Annotated in this window: 10 protein-coding genes and 1 pseudogene; 6 read left to right on the top strand and 5 right to left on the bottom strand. The window is 53.8% G+C overall.

Features of this window, described 5'->3' with window-relative positions; genetic code table 11:
- Positions 1-26 precede the first annotated feature (26 nt).
- From dnaG to rpoD, 3 genes and pseudogenes are all read left to right on the top strand, one after another.
- Positions 27-1,859: a DNA primase gene (gene dnaG / locus NTZ04_09235; GenBank protein ID MCX5992481.1), complete on the top strand. Its 1,833-nt coding sequence runs from the start codon at positions 27-29 to the stop codon at positions 1,857-1,859.
- A gap of 1,012 nt (positions 1,860-2,871) precedes the next feature.
- Positions 2,872-2,946, top strand: a pseudogene (locus NTZ04_09230) (hypothetical protein).
- Between the two features lie 12 nt (positions 2,947-2,958).
- On the top strand, positions 2,959-4,185 hold the full coding sequence (gene rpoD / locus NTZ04_09225) for an RNA polymerase sigma factor RpoD (protein MCX5992480.1): 1,227 nt from the start codon (positions 2,959-2,961) through the stop codon (positions 4,183-4,185).
- Between the two features lie 119 nt (positions 4,186-4,304).
- Here the strand turns inward: rpoD and ffh are convergent, their stop codons facing one another.
- Positions 4,305-5,630, bottom strand: coding sequence for a signal recognition particle protein (gene ffh, locus NTZ04_09220; protein MCX5992479.1), 1,326 nt, complete (start codon positions 5,628-5,630; stop codon positions 4,305-4,307).
- A gap of 177 nt (positions 5,631-5,807) precedes the next feature.
- Between ffh and NTZ04_09215 the strand changes: the two genes are divergently transcribed.
- From NTZ04_09215 to NTZ04_09205, 3 genes are all read left to right on the top strand, one after another.
- A complete protein-coding gene (locus NTZ04_09215; protein ID MCX5992478.1) occupies positions 5,808-6,044 on the top strand; it encodes an AAA family ATPase in 237 nt (78 codons plus the stop codon).
- Between the two features lie 89 nt (positions 6,045-6,133).
- Positions 6,134-6,532, top strand: a complete 399-nt coding sequence (locus NTZ04_09210) for a YbaN family protein (GenBank protein ID MCX5992477.1) — start codon at positions 6,134-6,136, stop codon at positions 6,530-6,532.
- A 263-nt stretch (positions 6,533-6,795) separates the two neighbouring features.
- The gene (locus tag NTZ04_09205; GenBank protein ID MCX5992476.1) at positions 6,796-7,524 is read left to right on the top strand and encodes a DedA family protein; all 729 of its coding nucleotides are present in this window, start codon (positions 6,796-6,798) and stop codon (positions 7,522-7,524) included.
- A gap of 183 nt (positions 7,525-7,707) precedes the next feature.
- On the opposite strand, the gene NTZ04_09200 is transcribed toward NTZ04_09205, so the two are convergent.
- The 4 genes from NTZ04_09200 to kdpB are packed head-to-tail and all read right to left on the bottom strand — an operon-like array spanning position 7,708 to position 13,857.
- A complete protein-coding gene (locus NTZ04_09200) occupies positions 7,708-8,397 on the bottom strand; it encodes a response regulator (protein MCX5992475.1) in 690 nt (229 codons plus the stop codon).
- Positions 8,394-11,087, bottom strand: coding sequence for a sensor histidine kinase KdpD (locus tag NTZ04_09195; GenBank protein ID MCX5992474.1), 2,694 nt, complete (start codon positions 11,085-11,087; stop codon positions 8,394-8,396). Before NTZ04_09195 ends, NTZ04_09200 begins: the two co-directional genes overlap by 4 nt.
- A 48-nt stretch (positions 11,088-11,135) precedes the next feature.
- Entirely contained in the window at positions 11,136-11,705 is a 570-nt protein-coding gene (kdpC, locus tag NTZ04_09190; GenBank protein MCX5992473.1) for a potassium-transporting ATPase subunit KdpC, read from the bottom strand.
- Positions 11,706-11,730: 25 nt separating this feature from the next.
- The gene (gene kdpB, locus NTZ04_09185) at positions 11,731-13,857 is read right to left on the bottom strand and encodes a potassium-transporting ATPase subunit KdpB (protein MCX5992472.1); all 2,127 of its coding nucleotides are present in this window, start codon (positions 13,855-13,857) and stop codon (positions 11,731-11,733) included.
- Positions 13,858-13,860 lie beyond the last annotated feature (3 nt).

The raw sequence follows: 13,860 nt of genomic DNA, 5'->3' as shown, positions 1-13,860 counted from the left end.
TTGCGCAGGGTTTCGCTTGATTTGATATGGACGATATTGACGAAATAAAACAGAGATTAGACATTGTGGAGATAGTCTCCGGCTACGTGCCTGACTTGAAGAAGTCCGGACGAAACTTCAAAGCCCTATGTCCATTCCACCCGGAGAAAACCCCCTCCTTCTACGTCTTTCCAGAGCGTCAGAGCTGGCATTGCTTTGGAGCCTGCGGCACAGGGGGCGATGTCTTCTCCTTCGTTATGAAAAAGGAAGGCTTTGACTTCGGGGAAGCACTACGAATTCTGGCACAAAGGGCAGGAGTCACTCTTACTCCAAGGAAAGCCGATGAGGGCGAGACAGAGGCAGAGAAACTCAAGAAGATAAACGAGGCAGCCTCTGAATACTACCACAACTTGCTCCTCCGCTCTCCAGTCGGCCAGCAGGCCCGAACCTACCTGGCACAGCGGGGAGTCTCAGAAAAAACAATCAGCGACTTCCAATTGGGCTACAGCCCTGATAGCTGGGACTCACTACGTCTGGAAATGATACGGAGTGGCCACAGAGAGAATGATCTGAAAGCTGCCGGCCTGTTGGTAGAAAAGGAGCGAGAGGCGGGCACATATGACCGCTTCCGCAACCGATTGATGTTCCCTATTCGGGATACAGTCGGAAGAGTCCTGGGTTTTGGAGCACGAGCGCTCGATGATTCCCTGCCCAAGTACCTCAACTCGCCTCAGACGCTCATCTTTGATAAGAGTAACGCCCTCTACGGCATTGACCGGGCCAAACCAGCTATAAGGAAGCAGGACCTGGCAGTAGTGGTAGAAGGCTACATGGATGTCATTATCGCCCACCAGTACGGCTTCATCAACGTAGTGGCTTCCCTGGGCACAGCCCTCACCGAGAAACAGGTGAGCATCATCAAGAGGCTGACCAAACGTCTCACTCTGGCCCTCGATGCTGACGCCGCTGGTGAAATGGCAACACTGCGAGGAATTGAGGTTGCCAGCCAAACCTTTGATCGGAAGGTAGTGCCCCTGCCAACCTCAGCGGGCCTGGTGAGGTATGAGGATCTTCTCGATGCAGCGATAAGCGTTATGGTCTTGCCTCAAGGCAAGGACCCTGACGATATCATTAAGGAAAGACCTGAGGAATGGGAGCGGCTACTCAAAGAGGCACCGCCGGTAGTCGATTACACCTTCCAGCTTGTGGTTTCCAAATTAGACATGACGAGGCTGAAAGACAAGACTCAGGCTGTGGACCAGTTACTGCCGCTCATTGCTGGAATCAAGCATCCGGTCCGTCAAGCTCATTACATTCAGAAGCTGGCCCGCGCCGTAGCTGTGGATGAACAAACCCTGGCTTCAGCACTCAGCCACCTGGGGCAGAAACCAAGCGCCTCAAAACGGGGTGGTGATTCGAAACAGCCTTCCAGTCTCATCTCGTCCCTGTCTTCGAACGACCCTCAGGCTGAGTACTGCCTCACTCTACTGTTTCGCTATCCGCAACTCCGAAGCCATGCTTCAGGACTTTCAGCCGATTTCTTCCCCCACACCCAAAACCGTGAACTATTCCTTGCGTGGCAGGGTGCTGCTGATATCGATTCAATGCGCCAAGGGCTGGATGAGACCCTCAAGGAGCATCTGGACACCATCCTAACAAAACCCTCACCCCCACTGCGCGAAGAGGAAAAGGAACGTGCCATTCGTGAGTGCATCTACCGCTTACGCGAGCGATGGCTGAAGGACTTGATTTCGGAGATTGAGGCCGAGGGCAACAACGCCAATTTAGAAGAGATACAACAATCCGCAGTAAGGCTGAATACTCAACTAGGAGAGGCTTTCCTTCATGGCAGGCAAACAAAAAACAAAAGGACGAGCTAAAGGCAAGGATAAAAAAGCCAAGAGTTCAGAAGAGGTAAAGATGCCGAAAAGAGGCAAGAGGTCATCGGGGCTTCCCCGCGTAGCGTCTGAGCTGGAAACTGAGACAGTGAAAGATATTAAGGCCAAGCCGTCCCCTAAATCGAAAGGGGTTGCAGGAGAAGTCAAGGCATCGCCTGAAGCAGCGGCTTCGGAGACGAAGAAGGCAAGAGGACGCCCTAAAGGCAAAAAGTCATCAGGGCTTCCCCACGCAGCACCTGAGCCCAAAACCAAGACGGCAGAGGATACTACTAAGGCCAAACCGTCCCCTAAATCGAAGGTGGTTGCAAGAGAAGTCAAGGCACCACCCGAAGCAGTGGCTTCGGAGACGAAAAGGGCAAGAGGACGCCCTAAAGGTAAAAAGTCATCAGGGCTTCCCCGCGTAGCGTCTGAGCTGGAAACTGAGACAGTGAAAGATATTAAGGCCAATCCGTCCCCTAAATCGAAAGGGGTTGCAGGAGAAGTCAAGGCACCCCCCGAAGCAGCGGCTTCGGCGACGAAAAGGGCAAGAGGACGCCCTAAAGGCAAAAAGTCATCAGGGCTTCCCCACGCAGCACCCGAGACCAAAACTAAGACGGCAGAGGATACTACTAAGGCCAAACCGTCCCCTAAATCGAAAGGGGTTGCGGGAGAAGTCAAGGCACCACCCGAAGCAGCGGCTTCGGAGACGAAGAAGGCAAGAGGACGCCCTAAAGGCAAAAGGGCTGAAGTCACAAAGACCAGGCCTTCAACACCAGGAAAGGGGAAACCGTCCTCCGGCCTCTCATACGCAGGGTCTGAGTACTGGTCTTTCGAAGACATGGGGGCTGGCTTTGAGCCAGAGCTATTACAGGACATCTACGCCATTGCAGGTCAGGAAGACGAAGAGGAGTCGCCCGAAGTAGCTCCCCTGGAGAAGAAGGCTGGTGCCGGACTTGAACCTGCGCTACCGAAGGCAGCGCTTGACGAACTGGAAATAGCCGATGACCCTGTGCGCATGTATCTACGCCAAATCGGCAGGGTATCTCTCCTCACTGCGGATGAGGAGAAGGTCCTGGCCAGGAACAAAGAGGAAAAAGACTATATCAATGCCATAAAAGAGGAATACTCTCGGAAGTCAGGAGCAACAGCAACAGCAACAGCAACAGCAACACCTACAACTACACCTACAGCAACAACTGCGGCTACGGCAACAGCTACTGATGTCGTCATTGTTCTGCTGGAGCGGCTAGAGCAGACTATTCCTCTTCTGAACGCAGTAGAGAAGCAAATCGACCTGGCTCCGCACAAACGTCTGGACAAGAGAATTTCAAATCCGCAGTTGCGAGCCGCTCTGGACAGGGAACTAAGTGAACAAATGATAGAAGCCCTGTCCCACACAATGGAAGAACCCCCCCCAAAAGTAGCGCAGTCCTTAAAAGACCTTTCGCTTGCCAGCTCCCTCTTGCCCCAAGACGTCCTCGATATTACAGGCAAGGGATCACCATCTGCACTAAGTGCCCTCATACACGACCCCGACTTCCCCAACACCCTCAAACCCTTTGAGGAACAAATCGATAAGTATTTCGAAGTCATCGAGCAAGAAGGAAGGGCGGCGGAAGAACGCCTGGTTGAAGCCAATCTGAGGTTGGTAGTCAGCGTAGCCAAGAAATATGCAGAACGGGGGATGTCATTCCTAGACGTTATCCAGGAGGGAAACATCGGCCTCCTTCGCGCCGTGGAGAAATTCGATTACCGTCGGGGATTCAAATTCAGCACCTATGCAACATGGTGGATCCGTCAGTCGATCACCAGAGCTATCGCCGACCAAGCCCGCACCATCCGCATACCCGTGCATATGGTAGAGACCATCACTAAGCTTTATCGGACCACCCGCCGTCTAGCCCAGGAATTTGGGCGCGAGCCAACCATTGACGAGATCAGCGCCGAGATGGAAATGTCTCCAGAAAAGGTGGAGGAGATCATGAAGATATCCCAAGAACCCATCTCATTGGAAACCCCCATCGGAGAGGAAGAGGATAGCCACCTGGGAGACTTTATCGAGGACCGCAAGATAATGTCCCCCGTCGATACCGCCTCTCATGAACTGCTCAAGGACCAGATATCCGGCGTACTGGACACCCTGACTCCCAGGGAGCAGAGGGTGCTCAGATTGAGGTTTGGGCTTGACGATGGGAGAGCCCGTACCCTGGAAGAGGTGGGCAAGGAGTTCAAGGTAACCCGAGAGCGAATCAGGCAAATCGAAGCTAAGGCACTGCGCAAACTGCGTCATCCTACCCGTAGCAGAAAACTGAAGGACTACCTGGAGTAAACAACACCTCTCGCGCCCAACCTATACGAGCCACTGGGAACTCCTTCGGACAAGCCGGCTTAGCGCCCGGCATGCCCCAGTGAAACGTAAGAAATATAAGAAGTAAGAAAGCGAGGGGATTACTTCAACCCCGAGAGCAACCTCTTGGCCTTACCAGAATCCATTTGCCTCATCAGCTTCTGTACCTGACGGAATTGATTGAGGAGCTGGTTTACATCCTGGGGAGTGGTCCCACTGCCTTGAGCAATACGTCTCCTTCGGCTGCCATCTATCATCTCAGGGCGCTGGCGCTCTTCCTTCGTCATAGAGAGTACTATCGCTTCCACTTTCTTCAGCTGTTTCTCATCAACTCCCTCGGGCAACCGGCGGGCCAGGGAGGAAAGCCCGGGAACCATCTCCATCAACTGCCCCAGTGAACCTATCTTCTTGACTTGCTGTAGCTGACTCAGAAAGTCCTCCAGGGTGAAGGTGGCTGTACGCAGCTTCTTCTCCATATCCTTGGCCCACTTCTCATCAACTACCTTCTCTGCTTTCTCGATCAGGGTAAGCATATCCCCCATGCCCAGAATGCGAGAAGATATGCGATCGGGATAGAAAGGCTCCAGGGCATCAACCTTCTCCCCCGTTCCAATAAATTTGATGGGGACTCCAGTGACTGATTTTATGGATAGAGCAGCGCCACCTCTGGCATCACCATCCATCTTGGTGAGTATCAAGCCGGTCAGGCCCACCTTGGTGTTGAATTCTTCAGCCACTCGTACCGCCTCCTGACCCGTCATGGCATCAACCACCAAAAGTATCTCAGAAGGCTGAAGCACCTTCTTCACCTCCACCAACTCCTCCATCAGCGCCTCATCGATATGGAGACGGCCCTGGGTATCTACCACCAGCCAGGTAGCTGCCAGTTCCTTAGCCCGCTGGATAGAGTGGGCACAGATATCCGGCGGGGCCGACTTCTGGTCCTCAGCATAGACAGGGATGTCAAGCTGCTTCCCCAGAATAACCAACTGATCTATGGCCGCTGGCCGGCGCGTATCGGCAGCTACCAGCAAAGGACGTTGCCCCGAGTGCCTCAGATGCAGACCCAGCTTTGCCGCCGTGGTAGTTTTACCACTGCCCTGAAGCCCCACCAGCATCAAAACAGAGGGAGGATGGCCTGCTGTGGTCAGTGTGCTCTGTCCTCCACCAAGGATAGCCGTAAGCTCTTCATGAACGATCTTCACCACTTGCTGCGTTGGAGACAAGCTCTGTAGGACCTGGCTGGTAAGCACACGCTCCCTCACTTTGGCAGTGAACTCCTTCACCACCTTCAGGTTAACATCTGCCTCCAAAAGCGCCAGTCTTACCTGCCGTAGCGCTTCATCCACATCCTTCTCAGTGAGCCCCCCCTTACCGCTCAGCTTCTTGAAAACGGCCCCTATCTTCTCAGACAAAAGCTCAAACATTTCTCATCGCCACAATCATCGCTCTTGATCCATAATAAACGCCGATTAACATTTTAGTCGTTGTCAGTCTGAAATGAAAGAAGTGTTACTGCAACCTCTGCGGGCCAAAAGATACGATTCCCAATAGCGCATGCGGCAACACAAGGATATAATAACCCCAGGATCTGAGAACCAGACATGATACCCTCAAAGCTCCTCCTGCGCAACTTCATGTGCTATCGGGATAATGTGCCCGCACTCCACTTTGATGGCATTCAGCTGGCCTGCCTTTGTGGAGATAACGGCCATGGCAAGTCCGCCCTGATCGATGCCATTACCTGGGCACCCCAGAATATCACGTGTAGCATATGTTCCTTGGTATATGCTCTACAATTCAAGGTAGATGTCTCCCCGGCTTGTCAGGTCTTCCGTTAAATAGCCATAACTATTTCAACATCCCAATTCATGCGCTGATAGCTCAGGGGCGCAAACAACACTGAACCAACTGGACAACTGACAAATCCATGAAAAGGGATGACGAAAAGCCAAGACACGGGAAACTGGCCAGAGGGATATTGGTTGTCGCTGGAACCCTCTTCTTAGGTCTCGGAATCCTGGGGGTATTTTTGCCCCTGCTGCCTACCACCCCTTTTCTCCTGCTCGCTGCCGCCTGCTATCTCAGAAGCTCACAGAGGTTTTACAATTGGCTCTTGGGCAACAGGTTGTTGGGGAGCTACATTAAGAACTATCTGGAAGGAAAGGGAATGCCCCTAAGAGCAAAGATTTTCTCTATTTCTCTCCTGTGGATAACCATAGGATATTCAGTCATTTTCGTGGTTGAGGCTCTCCCAATCAGAGTCGTTTTGGCCCTAGTAGCCATCGGCGTCACCACCCATATCCTCCACATCCGAACATTCAAGTGACCATCTTGCGCCCACTGTGTCTTGTCCCAAGCCGCTGAAGCAAATATGCCCCAGTTTCCCCTGCATCTTACTTCCAGCAGCACCACCTCGTAGAAGTTCAGTCAGAATTAGACTCTCGACCCCACCTTGACCTGCTCTTGGCTTCACATTCCCAACTGTTCATTACCAAAATAGCCGACTTGTCTCATAGGGCCTGACGACGTACAGTCAACAGTACCCTACCTCCACACTATTTTGCTATAATGAGGCGGCAAGATTTCTCCATGAACTTCATTGATTTGGGTAAACTGATAGCAGACCACGGGACTACCGTTGTCTATGTCATCCTTTTTGCCATCATTTTTGCGGAATCCGGCCTATTCTTCGGGTTCTTCTTCCCAGGTGACAGCCTGTTGCTCACCGCCGGACTGTTCGCCTACAAAGGAGTGGAGTTGACGGGCGGGGGAGAACTGAAGCTCAGTCTATGGGTACTGATGCCGCTGCTCTTTGTGGCAGCAGTGCTGGGTGACAACGTGGGCTACTGGTTTGGCAGAAAGGCGGGGCCGCCGCTCTTCAAACGCCCGAAGTCGTTGCTCTTCCGGCCGAAGAATCTACAGGCAGCCAAGGTATTCTATGACAAACACGGCGGCAAGACCATCACGCTCGCCCGGTTTATGCCCTTCATCCGCACCTTTGTGCCCATCGTGGCGGGCGCGGTGAATATGGAATGGCGCCGCTTCACGTTCTTCAACCTGTTCGGCGGCTTTCTCTGGGCAATCGGGGTGACGTTAGCAGGCTATTCGCTGGGCCGGCTCATCCCACCCGATGTCCTCGACAAGTATTTCCTCATCATTGTCCTGGTCATCATCGTTGTGTCGCTGCTGCCGGCTGCCATCCACCTCTGGAGAACAGAACGGCACGAGATCTTCGCCTTCGTGAAGACACGCGTCTTGAGAAGACCGGCTGCCGGGAAAAGCGCGTCGGCTGACAAAAAGGATGAACCGGGAACATAGCAGGTCGAGAATCCCAGTCCCCAGAGTGGGCTCGGCACACCAATCCCCATCTATTACTCCCGGCTGGCCATTCTTAGAGGACTCAGCCCTGCCGCCATATCCCCAGTTCCACAGATGCTGCCCACATACAGCTGAGGTTGAGGCTGAGGTAACGTCTTTTGTTACTGACACAATTGTCGATCCTCAGGTGGTCCTCAGGCGATAGCCTACTCCAGGCTCGGTAATAATGAACTGCGGGCGCGCCGGGTCGGGCTCGATTTTGCGGCGCAGATTGCTGATGTTCACATGTAAGATGTGGAACTCCTGCTCGTAGCCTGCTCCCCACACTTCACGCAGCAGTTGATGATGGGTCAATACTTTTCCTGCGTGAGTTACAAGCACTCGAAGCATATTATACTCAGTAGGCGTCAACTGTACCTCACGGTCTGCCACTGTCACTAGCCGTCGTGATAGGTCAATTCTTAGGTCACCGTTCGTGAAGGCTGATTCACCTGTGGGTTGAGTCGCATGGCGCAAGGCGGCTCGCAGCCGAGCCAGCAATTCACCCACACCGAATGGCTTGATCAGATAATCATCTGCCCCGGCATCAAGGGCAGCAATCTTGTCACTTTCTGAGCCTCGAACGGACAGTATAATGATTGGAATCTGCGTCCACTGGCGCAGCAGGCGAGTGACTTCAACACCATCGATATCTGGTAAGCCCAAGTCGAGAATGATCACGTCTGGCTTGTGAGTAACAGCATCCGAAGCCGCTTCCTGACCGGAGGCGGCTTCAAAAACCGTGTAGCCCTGAGATGTCAGTGCGACACGCAGGAACCGCCGGATAGGCTCTTCATCATCAACTACCAGCACGCGTAATCTATCCCCGCTCATATCCTCTGCCCCCTGTCCTCCGGAGTAGCCTCAGCCACCGGCAGTGTCAGCTTGATAATCGTACCACCGCCCGGACGGTTCCCGGCTGTGATATGACCACCATGCGCCTCAGCAACTCCTTTGCAGATAGCCAACCCTAATCCGGTGCCAGCCACATTATCCGGACGCTGCACACGATAGAACTTGTCGAAAACGCGCAGCAAGTCTTCTGGAGGGATACCAACTCCGCGATCTGCCACCTCGATCTCAACCTGCTGGGCAGCCTGCCGCCCACTGATTTCAACAGATGAGCCCGGTGGCGAATACTTAAGGGCATTATCCAGAATATTGGCAAGCACCTGTACAATAAGACCAAAGTCCACAGACACGAAAGGCAGCTCTGCAGGGATGTCTGTTTTGATCGGACGGTTGTCGGAGCGGCTACCCAACTGTTGCAAAGCTGCGCCGATCATGTCCTCCACATCGGAGGGTTGTCTGGATACTCTCATCGCACCGGCCTCAATCCTGGTCACATCAAGGAGGTTGGTTATCAAGTGGTTCAGCCTTTCTGCTTCCTCACGGGCCACCTGGATTAGATTCCTCCTGGCGGTGTCGTCCAGACCTATGCCTTCTTCCTGTAGACTGCTCAGGACGCCGATGACAGACACCAGTGGAGTGCGCAAGTCGTGCGAGATCGAATTGAGAAGGGCAGTCTGCAGTTTCTCTGTGGCCTGCAAAATCTCGGTATTACGCACCTCCTCGGCCAATTGAGTGCGCTCAATGGCCACTGCTGCAAGGTCGGCAAAAGCCTCCAAGAGCCGCGTTTGTTGGATGGTGAACCGACTGGCAGCATCAGTTACCCATAGAGCCATTACTCCCACCGGTCCTCTGGCTGTACCCAGAGGTAAGTATTGTGCCTTAGCATTGGGGAGTGTATCGGTGCCATGCCCCACTATCTTTTGGTGCTGAAAAGACCAGAATGCCGCCGCGACATCATTTTCAGCAACGGTGACCTCAGGATTCTCTACATGTGGCTTGAGTGTTCCCTTATTCTGAGCGTCAGACAAGAAGACTACGACATCATGCCCAAACGTCTCCTTTGCACCACTGATAATAGCGCGGAGGGTAGCCTCCAGCCCGATGGCAACAGTCAGTTTTCGGCTTAGAGCATACAGAGTAGCTGTTTCGGATTCGCGACGCTGTGCTGCCGCAGTTTGCTGACGAATCCGTATTGTCAGATAGCTAAGTATCAGGCCAACCACAAGCAATGTAATAAATGTAAAGACATACTGCGTATCAGCTACCGCAAAAGTCAGATTCGGTGAGACAAAAAAGAAATCCCAGGCCAGCACACTCACAATGCAGACCAGGATGGATGGCCCAAACCCCCAGAGAATAGCTGTGATAACAACACATACCAAGTAGATCATTATTATGTTAGTAGGATCAAAGAACTGGTGTACCAGTTCACCCAGCAAGCTAGCCACTGTCACTAACAGCAAAGCCTGCAGGTAGCCTCGCCAACTGCCGAATGCCCGTCCAGTCGGCGCTTTATCTTGCTTCAGAGGCTCCTCCTCGGCGGTAGCCACTAAGACATCAACATGCTCGCTTCGGCGAATGATTTGATCCACCACGGCTCTGCCCAACAGTTTCCGCCAGCGGTTTTGCGGTTTGCCCACCACTATCTTGGTGATGTTGCTCTTAGTGGCGTACTCTGTCACAGCCACAGCAACAGATTCCCCTTGGACAGTTACAGTCTTGGCTCCCATACGCTCCGCCAATCGCAACGCATCCGTTAGTCGGTCGCGTTGTTCAGGAGATAGCCGAACATCATCAGGTGTCTCAACATAGATGGCAAACCATTCGGCATTCAATTGGAAAGCCAGCCTGCGAGCAGTACGCACCAGGCGAGCGCCTAGAGGGCTGGGGCTTATACACACCAGAAGGCGTTCCCCAGTGGGCCAGGGGCCGCGGATGGCATGGATCTGCATGTAAGCCCGCATTTGTTCATCGACACGTCCTGCGGCAGTCCGCATAGTTAAATCACGTAAGGCGATGAGATTACCCTCCCGGAAGAAGCCCGCGGTGGCACGTGCTACTTCATCGGGAACATAAACCTTGCCTTCCTTGAGTCGCTTTAACAACTCATCCGGAGGCAGATCAACCAGCTCGATCTCTGTCGCCTTATCAATCACACTGTCGGGCACCGTTTCACGCATCCAGCTACCGGTGACTTGCATCACCACGTTCCGCAGACTCTCTATGTGCTGCACATTGAGCGTTGTGTAGACATCAATGCCAGCCTCTATGAGCTCTTCCACATCCTGATAACGCTTGGTGTGGCGTGAGTCCGGGGCATTTGTGTGCGCGAGTTCATCTACCAATGCCAGACGAGGTCGCCGTACCAGCACTGCGTCCAGGTCCATCTCGTATAATTTCACACCGTGATATTCCACCCCTCTGCGAGGAACAATCTCCAGCCCTTCGAGAAGAGCCTCGGTTTCAGGACGACCGTGCGTTTCCACATACGCGACGACAACATCCAGCTCCCTTTTCCGCTGGCGGGCCGCCTCCAACATGGCATAAGTCTTCCCGACACCGGCACAATAGCCGAGAAAGATTTTTAGCTTGCCGCGCTTTTTCTGTTCTTCCTCGGCCTTGACTTGTGCCAGCAATTCATCGGGGTTGGGGCGAAAATCGTCTTTGGCCATGCGATTTGTCTCTGCAAGCCACATGTTACACTCCGTTGCCGGGCAAGTCTATTTCACTTCGTCCAATGCCAGATTGAGCTTCAAGACATTTACTCGCGGCTCTCCGAAGATGTGGAACTGACGGCCTTCGGTAGAACGAGCTACAAGTGCATAGACTTGCTCCTCGCTTAATCCGCGGTATCGCGCTACACGAGGAACCTGATACAGCGCCGCGGCTGGGCTGATGTGTGGGTCAAGGCCGCTTGCTGAGAAGGTCACCAGGTCCACGGGAATGGGTTGGTCGTTCTCTGGGTCCGCTGCCTTCAGCACATCTATCCGCGCTTGAATCGCTTCTTGCAGTGCCGGGTTCGATGGTCCGTAGTTGGAGCCGGAGGAGGCCGAGGCATCATAGGGGGGCGTTGTTGCTGAGAGCCGTCCCCAGAAATAGCGGGGATCACTGAACGGCTGGCCTATGAGTTCAGAGCCGACAGCCGTTCCATTTTCCGTAATCAGGCTTCCATTGGCCTGATGATGAAAAAAGGCTTGCGCAAGACCGGTCACGACCAGGGGATAGATAGCTCCAGTGAGCACAGTGAGCAGTACCAGGAATACTACGGCATATCGAAGTTGACGACGCATGTCAACAACCCTCCCATCTTCGCAGCTACGCCAACTGTAAAGCTACTAAGATCATGTCAATCAGTTTGATACCAATGAATGGCGCGATTAACCCTCCCACCCCGTAGATCAACAGGTTTCTACGCAGGAGTTTGGCCGCCCCGAGCGGACGATAGGACACACCCCGCAGGGCTAACGGAATGAGTGCCATGATAATCAGGGCATTGAATATCACCGCCGACATGACGGCACTCTGCGGCGTGGCCAAATGCATGAAATTCAGCGTTTTCAGGGCGGGGTAAGTGCTGGCAAAGGCTGCTGGGATAATGGCGAAATACTTGGACACGTCATTTGCGATGCTGAACGTGGTCAAAGCCCCCCGCGTCATCAGCAGTTGCTTGCCTGTCTCCACAATGTCGATCAATTTAGTGGGATTGCTATCCAGATCGATCATATTGGCAGCTTCGCGAGCCGACTGTGTCCCGGTATTCATTGCCACACCCACGTCGGCCTGTGCTAATGCCGGAGCATCGTTTGTGCCATCGCCGGTCATAGCTACAAGCCGTCCGCCAGTCTGATACTCACGTATCAACTGGAGCTTAGTCTCTGGAGTGGCCTGCGCCAGAAAGTCGTCCACTCCCGCTTCAGCAGCAATCGCAGTTGCTGTGAGTGGATTATCGCCGGTAATCATAACTGTCTTTATGCCCATGGTGCGCAGACGCGCAAAGCGCTCTTTGATGCCACCTTTGACGATATCCTTCAGATGAACCAAACCTACGACTTCGCCATTGCGTGCCACCACCAGCGGTGTGCCGCCGGCACGAGCAATGTGATCCACTCTAGTTTGCACTTCCGGCGGCACTTGTTTTCCCTGCTCCTCAAGGTAAGCCCTGATGGCATCAGCAGCGCCTTTGCGGATGCTCAGTCCATCCATATCCACACCACTCATACGCGTATGCGCCGAGAACGGCGTAAAATGCATGGCCTGAGGTCCAACGCCATCGGCACCTCCTCGCAGCCCATACCTTTCCTTGGCCAACAGCACTATGCTGCGACCCTCGGGGGTTTCGTCAGCCAGTGAAGCCATTTGCGCCACTTCTGCCAGTTCATGGTCGCTTACACCCTCAACTGGTATGAACGCCACCGCCTGGCGGTTACCCAGAGTAATAGTGCCTGTCTTGTCCAGCAACAGCACATCGACATCTCCAGCCGCTTCCACCGCACGGCCGGATAGGGCAATGACATTGCGGCGGATAAGGCGATCCATCCCGGCAATACCGATGGCCGGCAACAACCCGCCGATGGTGGTTGGGATAAGGCAGACCAGTAATGCCACGAGCACCGTGATGGTAATCGGTGTGCCCTGATGATTCACTTCAGTACTGTACAGTGAGTAAGGCAGCAGCGTGGCGCAGACAATGAGAAAGACCATAGTAAATGCCGCTAACATGATATTGAGGGCAATTTCGTTGGGCGTCTTCTGCCGCTTTGCTCCTTCCACAAGGCTGATCATGTGGTCGAGGAATCCTTCACCGGGGCTGGCCGTTACTCGCACTATCAGCCAGTCTGATAGCACGCGCGTCCCGCCGGTGACAGCGCTCCGGTCCCCACCCGATTCACGAATAACAGGGGCGCTCTCGCCCGTGACAGCGCTCTCATCCACCGAGGCGATTCCTTCAATCACCTCACCATCGGCCGGGATAACATCACCGGCCTCTACCAGGAATGCATCGTCCTGTCGCAGTAGAGTGGAAGGAACCAGATCATATTCAGCCCCGTGCTTCGGATGCCTGAGCTTCTTGGCCTGGGTCTCCTGGCGTGTACGACGCAGCGCAGCAGCCTGGGCTTTACCGCGACCCTCGGCCAACGCTTCAGAGAAGTTGGCGAAGAGTACACAAAGCCAGAGCCAGAGCGACACGCCGCCAATGAAGCTGGCTTTAGCCTCACCATGCCCGAGAAGCGCCTGCACGAACAAGATGAGAGTCAATACACCACCCACTTCGGTGACGAACATGACCGGGTTGCGTACCATGTAGCGGGGATTGAGTTTCAGGAAAGCATCAATAATCGCCTGGCGATAGATTTGCCATCCGAAAGCAGCTTGCCTTTTCAGAGACCCAGTTGCCGTGCCTTTGATTGGTTTGTCACCTGTTATCTGCGTGTCTTGTGCCATTGC

This window comes from Chloroflexota bacterium, from assembly GCA_026389585.1.
In the GTDB taxonomy this organism is placed as follows: domain Bacteria; phylum Chloroflexota; class Dehalococcoidia; order UBA2247; family RBG-13-53-26; genus JAPLHP01.
Note: the sequence above shows the minus strand (reverse complement) of the source record. Positions and strands in the feature narration are given on the sequence as shown.

Bases quoted from the DNA above. Each gene is read 5' to 3' on its own strand.
- NTZ04_09215 (MCX5992478.1), top strand. From the start codon at position 5,808: ATGATACCCTCAAAGCTCCTCCTGCGCAACTTCATGTGCTATCGGGAT.
- NTZ04_09195 (MCX5992474.1), bottom strand. From the start codon at position 11,087: ATGGCCAAAGACGATTTTCGCCCCAACCCCGATGAATTGCTGGCACAA.
- dnaG (MCX5992481.1), top strand. From the start codon at position 27: ATGGACGATATTGACGAAATAAAACAGAGATTAGACATTGTGGAGATA.
- kdpB (MCX5992472.1), bottom strand. From the start codon at position 13,857: ATGGCACAAGACACGCAGATAACAGGTGACAAACCAATCAAAGGCACG.
- NTZ04_09205 (MCX5992476.1), top strand. From the start codon at position 6,796: ATGAACTTCATTGATTTGGGTAAACTGATAGCAGACCACGGGACTACC.
- ffh (MCX5992479.1), bottom strand. From the start codon at position 5,630: ATGTTTGAGCTTTTGTCTGAGAAGATAGGGGCCGTTTTCAAGAAGCTG.
- NTZ04_09210 (MCX5992477.1), top strand. From the start codon at position 6,134: ATGAAAAGGGATGACGAAAAGCCAAGACACGGGAAACTGGCCAGAGGG.
- NTZ04_09200 (MCX5992475.1), bottom strand. From the start codon at position 8,397: ATGAGCGGGGATAGATTACGCGTGCTGGTAGTTGATGATGAAGAGCCT.
- kdpC (MCX5992473.1), bottom strand. From the start codon at position 11,705: ATGCGTCGTCAACTTCGATATGCCGTAGTATTCCTGGTACTGCTCACT.